This window comes from Clostridium rhizosphaerae (assembly GCF_016765585.1).
In the GTDB taxonomy this organism is placed as follows: Bacteria; Bacillota; Clostridia; order Clostridiales; family Clostridiaceae; genus Clostridium_AT; species Clostridium_AT rhizosphaerae.
Genome location: NZ_JAESWC010000014.1, coordinates 426204 through 433230, shown reverse-complemented (window position 1 = coordinate 433230; position 7027 = coordinate 426204). Strand labels below are relative to the sequence as shown.

The following is a 7027-nucleotide window of genomic DNA, read 5'->3' as shown; positions in this document are numbered from 1 at the left end:
ATGATGCAAAGGTTACACCCGTTCCCATTCCGAACACGAAGGTTAAGCTTTGAGATGTCGATGGTACTGCTCGGGAGACTGAGTGGAAGAGTAGAGAGTTGCTAGATAATATATGGATCTTTAGCTCAGTTGGTTAGAGCAACCGGCTCATAACCGGTCGGTCCGGGGTTCGAGTCCCTGAAGGTCCACCATATGGGGGTATAGCTCAGCTGGGAGAGCATCTGCCTTGCACGCAGAGGGTCTAGGGTTCGAATCCCTATATCTCCACCAGAAAACAGTCCAAAAGGGCTGTTTTTATTTTGCAAATAATTAAATTGTTTCCTATTATATATATAAGTTTAATGAAAAAGCTAGCCCTTAAGAATGGCTAGCTTTTTTGTACTTTAAATATCTAATATAAAAGGAACCACTAGATAATAACCTCAGTACTCCGACTACTAATAGTGCAGTATATATATTTGTTAATCCTTTTAGCTTCATTCCAAGGATTGGAGCAAACATAAGAGTAATATTTGTTAAAACTGTATAAACTGCAATATAAAGCGTTCTATCTTTATTGGGAGCGGCCTCATATAAGTTACTTAAAAGCAGTAATGTAGTCCCAGCAACAGCACTGCCTGTTATTGTATTAAAAAGAACAACATGAATTATGTTTGTAGATAAAAGATATAAAAATGGAGTAACTCCCATTAGAAATATTGCTATAAATATTGCAAAAGCATTACCTTTTTTCTCAGAGAGCTTTTGCCATAAAGGAAAGGTCGCTGCTTGTGCTATACAAGAGACTGTAGCTATAATTGATGACCAAGATTCATTAGAATGAAGTACATCGAACTCATAGCTAAAAAATAGCGGCCAACCCATCTGCCAAGCAAAGTGAAATAGGACTACACATATACAGTAATCTAAAAAAATTCTGTTTTTTACTACAAGTTTAAATATATTTTTAAGTTGTAATGAGAGAGATTCATTTTGAAATTCTGTTATAGTCTCAACTTGTCTATTATTTTTGTCGAGTTTATGTTTAATTAAAGAAAATATTTCAAATACAGCTAATATGAAAGCTATTATAAAAAATATTTGATATAATCTAATTCTTTCAGTATCACTCTTAGGAATAAAATAAAGTAGATTGCCAGTAATTAATGTAACGACTAAAGCACTTAAAGTTGATAGAGTACTTCTTTTCGAAAAAGCTCTTCCTCTCCACTTTTCAGGAAATAAATCTGCTAAGTAAGACTGCCAACCCATATTTGCAATTGAGTTTGGAAAACTCATAGCACCATATAATAGAACGAAAAGTGAAGCTTGAATTAAAGGAGGCAGAAAAGGAATAAAGACAAATAATAAAAAGAAGGAACGGCTAAATCCGAAAAATAAGGCTGTAACTTTTTTCTTGTTTTTATATTTTCTAAAAAGATAGGTACCGAGGAAAACTGAAAGTATTGCAAAGATTGAAGGATAGGCGTTTAAAAGTGCTATGTCATTATCCGTACCATTTAAACGTTTTGTATAAAGGCTTGCAAAAGGCATTACAAGATTTATAGAAAGTGCTTGTAAAATTCCGTTTAGATTATTTATAGATAAATTATAATCTAATGTAGTTCCTTTAAATTTTTTAAAAAATTTCATATTTTAAGCCCCCCAATAAAGTATATATAATGTAATAAAGTTCTTACATTAACGATGTCATAAAATATCCAATATTCAAGGATTTTTGGGACATCGTTAATGTATTAGAACTTTTGAATTGTATATATTAAAAAGCCCCAATTTAATGCACTATAAATATATTAATCTAAAATATAATTAAAATCAAAATATTTAGTTAAGGTATGCTTTCATTAACAAATTGTTAATAGACTATGATATATAAATGTATTAAAATGTAAGTGAATGTCAAAAGTATAGAAGGTGAATAAAATATGTCTATCTATAGAATAAAACAATTTTACTGGTCAATAACGGCTAAGATAGATTCAAATGATATAGAAATAATAAATAAGTATTTAAATAAAAAAGAACAAGATTTATTTAAAAAGCTTTCAGAATATGAGCAAAAGCACTGCGTAAATGTAACAAGAGATATTATAAAATTTTGCAGTAAAAATAATATTGATAGCGATAATTTAATAAGAGCGGCTCTTCTTCATGATATTGGCAAAATTTATAGCAAATTAAATCCAATAGAGAAATCTCTTGTGGTTATGATTGATAATGTTTCAAAGGGAAGGCTTAAAAAATTTAAAAGGCTCCAAAAGGTAGATATATATTATAATCATGCTGAAAAAGGTTATAAACTCTTAAAGTCTTTTGGAGATTATAATGAAAGATTTCTTTACCTAATAAAAAATCATCATAATGACTATTTATTTGGAGATAAAGAGCTTGATATATTAAAAAAATGTGATAGTATGAATTAAGAAATAGGTTTATCTGAGCGTGGTTATTCCACGCTTTTAGAATAGGAGAGAGGATAATGAGTTCAAAGGATAGGAGAAAACTAATCGAAGAACTTCTAATCAAAAGAGCAGAACCTCAAAAAGGAAATAATCTTGCAGTGGAGCTTGGTGTTACAAGACAGGTTATAGTTAAAGATATTGCAATACTCAGGGCTGAAGGCATTAATATAATAGCAACACCAGAAGGTTATATGATGCCTAGAGAAAATAATCATAGAATAAAAAGAGTTATTGCAGTGAGCCATAAGCCGGATGAAATAGAAGATGAACTTACTTGTATAGTTAAATTTGGAGGAAAAGTTGAAGATGTTATTATAGAGCATCCTTTATATGGAGAAATAAGAGGTATGCTTATGCTTAAAAACTTGTATGATGTTCAAAGCTTTATGCAAAAATGTAAGGAGTATAAGGCAGAACCGCTTTCAGCACTTACTAGAGGAGTTCATATACATAATATTGAAGCAGAAAATGAAGAAGCTATTGAAAGAATTTTAATTGAATTAAAGAGTAGAGGATACCTAATTTCAGACTAGGCGGGGGACAATTTATGGAAAAAGTAGCATTATTAAAGTGTACGGAATATGAGGTTGATGTTCTTGAAAAAAAGCTAAGAGAAGGTTTTGAACTTTTAGGGGGAGATGATTACCTTAGAAAACTTATACCAGAGGGAAGCAAGGTTTTATTAAAACCTAATATGCTAAGCGTGGAACAAGCTGGTTCACCTGTTGTAACTCATTATGCTGTTTTTGAGGCAGTTATAAGGATAGTTAGGGAATATTCAAAGGATATAACCTTTGGTGATTCACCAGGTTTTGGTGATTCTAGAAAGGCTGCAGAGAAAAGCGGGCTTATGGAGGTTGCTAAAAGGTATGATGTTAAGTTTGATCCATTTACAGATACAGTGCATGTAAAGCTTGATGATTCTATTTTATGTAAGTCCTGGGATGTAGCAAGAGCACCTTATGAAGCTGACGTCGTTATAACACTTCCTAAGCTTAAGACACATGCTATGGCCTACTTTACAGGAGCTGTTAAAAATCAGTTTGGCTGTATTTCAGGTACTCAAAAGGCAGGATGGCATACTAGAATGCCTGATGCTCGCAATTTCTGTAAAATGCTTTTAGATTTAAATACATTAGTAGGTACTAATTTTGCAATTTTAGATGGTGTAACGGCAATGCAGGGTAATGGACCTAAAAACGGAGAACCATATAAGATGGATACCATCATTATGGGAGAATGCATGAGTGCTGTAGATTCTGTTGCAGTGAGACTAATAGGGTATGATGATCCTTTAAAAACTCCTACATTAAAGGAAGTTTATGATAATAAATGGGGAGCTGTACTGCCTGATGAAATAGAGGTTGTAGGAGAATCGATGGAGAGCATGAAGGCTAAGAACTTTAAGCTTGCGAGACATGGAGAGGGATTTCACTTCACAAGTCCTGTAGTTTCAAAATTTTTATCTGGAATGCTTGCACCAAGTCCAGTGTTAACTAAAGATGATAAATGTATAGGCTGCAGAAGATGTGAGGAAGTTTGTCCGGAACAAGGAAAAGTTATTACTATGGTAAAAATAAATGGTAAGCTAAAACCTAGCTGGGATATGAAAAACTGTATAAGATGTTTCTGCTGTCAGGAGCTATGTCCTGTTGGAGCAATAGAAACTAAAAGCACGACCTTAGGAAAACTATTAGGTATGAGTGGGAGGTAAAAGCCCTAAATGGGCTTTTACGGGCATCCTGCGAGGTTGAAGTCCTAAATGGACTTCAACGGGTAATCTATGAGCGGAGCGAATGCGTTAGATTACCCAGTGTTTCGAGTGAAAGGAGAAAGTATGAAAAAAAAGTATTTTGGAATTACGACTCTATTTATAATAATTTTAGCGGTTATATTCTTTGATAGAATAATTAATTTTGTTGTAAATATTAAATGGTACGGTGAAGTAGGATATCTTTCCGTTTATTTTACAAAGATATTGGCTATAGTTAAGCTTATGGTTCCTATATTTATTATAATGTATGTTGGAATCTGGCTTTATTACAGAAGTTTAAGAGCAAGTATTATGAGGCTTGCTAATGTTTTAGAGGTTAGTTCAAAAAGCAGAGCTTTAGAAAGAAAAATATTTGTATTAGCTAATACTGTAATCTCTCTTTTTATATCCTTTGGCATAGCTTCAAGCTATTGGTACAGGATACTTCAGTTTGCTAATTCAACAAACTTCGGAACAAAAGATCCTATATTTAATAAAGATGTATCCTTTTTTGTATTTAAGCTGCCATTAATAGAATCACTTTACTCGGCAGTGATGATTTTACTTGTATTACTAATAATAATAACTTTGGTTTCTTATTTTGCGTTAAGTACAAGGGATAAATTTTTTAATGGAGATTTTAGAGGCAATGTAATTAGAATGAAGGGGATAAGAAGCGGAATTACCAAGTTTGCAGGGAAACAACTTGCTGTGGTATCTGCACTTATTTCACTAATGATAGCTTTAGGATACTTTATAAAGGCATGGAATATAGTTTACAGCCCAAGGGGAGTTGCTTTTGGAGCAAGCTATACTGATATGCATGTAAGTCTTCCATTTTATAGAGTAATAAGTGTAGCAGCAGTGGCAGCAGCAGTTATTATTTTTATAAGCGTTTTAAGATCTAAGGCAAAACCTATAATTGTATCTATTATAGCAATAGTAGTCCTTATGGTTGGAGAAGGCCTAGTTTCAGTAGTTATTGAGAATTTTTTAGTTAAATCTAATCAAATAAGTCTTGAAAAGCCTTATATTGAAAACAATATAAATTACACAAGAAAGGCTTTTAACATTGATAATATACAAGAAAAGCCCTTTGAAGTAGTTAATAATTTGACTAAAGATGATATTAAGAGTAATAAAGATACTATTGATAATATTAAAATAAATTCTTTTACTCCAGCACTTGAATTTTACAATCAAGTTCAAGTAATAAGATATTACTACAGCTTTAATGATATAGACGTAGACAGATATAATATGAATGGTAAGTACAATCAAGTGTTTGTAGCACCAAGAGAAATAGACTTAAGCAAATTAGAAGGCAATGCTACAACCTGGCAGAATAAGCATTTGATTTATACGCATGGTTACGGTGTAGTTATGAGCAAGGTTAATTCAGTAACCTCAGAAGGACAGCCAGACTTTGTTATAAAGGACATACCACCAGATAACAGCACTAATATAGAGCTGAAAAATCCAAGAATATACTTTGGAGAAAAAACAAATGATTATGCTATAGGAAATACTGATACAAGCGAGTTTGATTATCCTAAAGGCGGAGACAACCAAGTAAACAAGTATGATGGAAAAGCAGGCATAAAGATGAGCTTTCTTAACAGAGTATTGTTTGCTATAAATGAAAGAAATATTAACTTCCTTCTTTCAAAGGATATAAGCGGTGAAAGTAAAATTCTTATAAATAGAAATATTAAAGACAGAGTAGAGAAAATAGCGCCGTTTTTAAGTTATGACAGCGATCCATATATGGTTATAAGCGGCGGAAAGCTTTATTGGATTATAGATGCTTTTACTACTTCTGATAGATATCCATATTCACAGCCTTATAACAATATAAACTATATAAGAAATTCAGTTAAAGTAGTTATAGATGCTTATGATGGAGATACTAACTTCTATATTGTAGATAAAAATGACCCTGTGGCAGCAAGTTATGCTAAAATATTCCCAAGTTTATTTAAAGATGCAAGTACCTTGTCTCAAGACATCAGGGATCATTTTAGATATCCGGAAGATTTATTTAATGTACAGTGCAACGTGCTTGGCAAATATCATATGACAGATCCAACAGTTTTCTATAATGGTGAGGATTTATGGCAGATAGCTGAAACTCAAAAGAAGGTTGGAGAGCAGAAGCAAAATAATGAAGGTGCCTATATGATTACAAGGCTCCCTGGTAATCAAAGTGAAGAAATGGTACTGCTTGAATACTTCAACATGAAGAGTAAGGATAATATGGTTGCTTTATTTGGAGCTAGAATGGATAAAGAAAACTACGGTAAAATGGTTCTTTATAAATTCCCTCCGCAAAAAACTATATACAGCCCATATTTGTTTAAGCAGAAGATAAATCAGGACCCTTCAATTTCCAAGGAAATATCTTTATGGAACAAGGAAGGCTCTGAAGTCATTTATGGTGACACTATGATTGTTCCTATTAAGAGTTCGCTTTTATATGTTGAACCGATATATATAAGAGCTACAGGAAAGAATAGTATACCGGAAATGAAGAGAATAGTTGTAGGTTATGATGATAAATTACTTCTTTCAGATAGTATTGAAAATGCTTTAGAGCAGATATTTAACTATACAGCAGAACAGCAACAAACACCAAATGCACCTTCTGTGCCTTCAAATGTAGATGCAAATATGAAAGAAAAAATAAAGAGTGCAAAGGAAGCTTTTGATAAGGCAGTAGAAGCTCAAAAGAATGGTGATTGGGCTAAGTATGGAGAATATATTAAAAACCTGCAGGATATTCTAGGAGAACTAAACAAGTAATGGAGGCATA

The 7027-nt window shown here is 32.6% G+C and carries 5 protein-coding genes, 2 tRNA genes and 1 rRNA gene; 7 read left to right on the top strand and 1 reads right to left on the bottom strand.

The annotated features are described in order from the left end of the window. From rrf to JK636_RS18160, 3 genes are all read left to right on the top strand, one after another. A 5S ribosomal RNA gene (gene rrf / locus JK636_RS18170) occupies positions 1 to 107 on the top strand; the annotation flags it as partial. A 7-nt stretch (positions 108 to 114) separates the two neighbouring features. Then, positions 115 to 191, top strand: a tRNA-Ile gene (locus JK636_RS18165). A 3-nt stretch (positions 192 to 194) separates the two neighbouring features. Continuing rightward, a tRNA-Ala gene (locus JK636_RS18160) sits at positions 195 to 270 on the top strand. 87 nt (positions 271 to 357) lie between these two features. Here the strand turns inward: JK636_RS18160 and JK636_RS18155 are convergent. Beyond that, a complete protein-coding gene (locus JK636_RS18155) occupies positions 358 to 1632 on the bottom strand; it encodes an MFS transporter (RefSeq protein ID WP_202750385.1) in 1275 nt (424 codons plus the stop codon). 293 nt (positions 1633 to 1925) lie between these two features. Between JK636_RS18155 and JK636_RS18150 the strand changes: the two genes are divergently transcribed. The 4 genes from JK636_RS18150 (at position 1926) to JK636_RS18135 (ending at position 7017) form a co-directional block, all read left to right on the top strand. Further along, on the top strand, positions 1926 to 2423 hold the full coding sequence (locus JK636_RS18150; protein ID WP_202750384.1) for an HDIG domain-containing metalloprotein: 498 nt from the start codon (positions 1926 to 1928) through the stop codon (positions 2421 to 2423). Between the two features lie 56 nt (positions 2424 to 2479). Next, the gene (locus tag JK636_RS18145) at positions 2480 to 2995 is read left to right on the top strand and encodes a transcription repressor NadR (RefSeq protein ID WP_202750383.1); all 516 of its coding nucleotides are present in this window, start codon (positions 2480 to 2482) and stop codon (positions 2993 to 2995) included. A 14-nt stretch (positions 2996 to 3009) separates the two neighbouring features. After that, positions 3010 to 4176 carry a DUF362 domain-containing protein gene (locus JK636_RS18140; protein WP_202750382.1) on the top strand — a complete coding sequence of 389 codons (1167 nt, stop codon included), beginning with the start codon at positions 3010 to 3012 and terminating at the stop codon, positions 4174 to 4176. A 123-nt stretch (positions 4177 to 4299) separates the two neighbouring features. Further along, on the top strand, positions 4300 to 7017 hold the full coding sequence (locus tag JK636_RS18135) for a UPF0182 family protein (RefSeq protein WP_202750381.1): 2718 nt from the start codon (positions 4300 to 4302) through the stop codon (positions 7015 to 7017). The last annotated feature ends 10 nt before the right edge of the window (positions 7018 to 7027 follow it).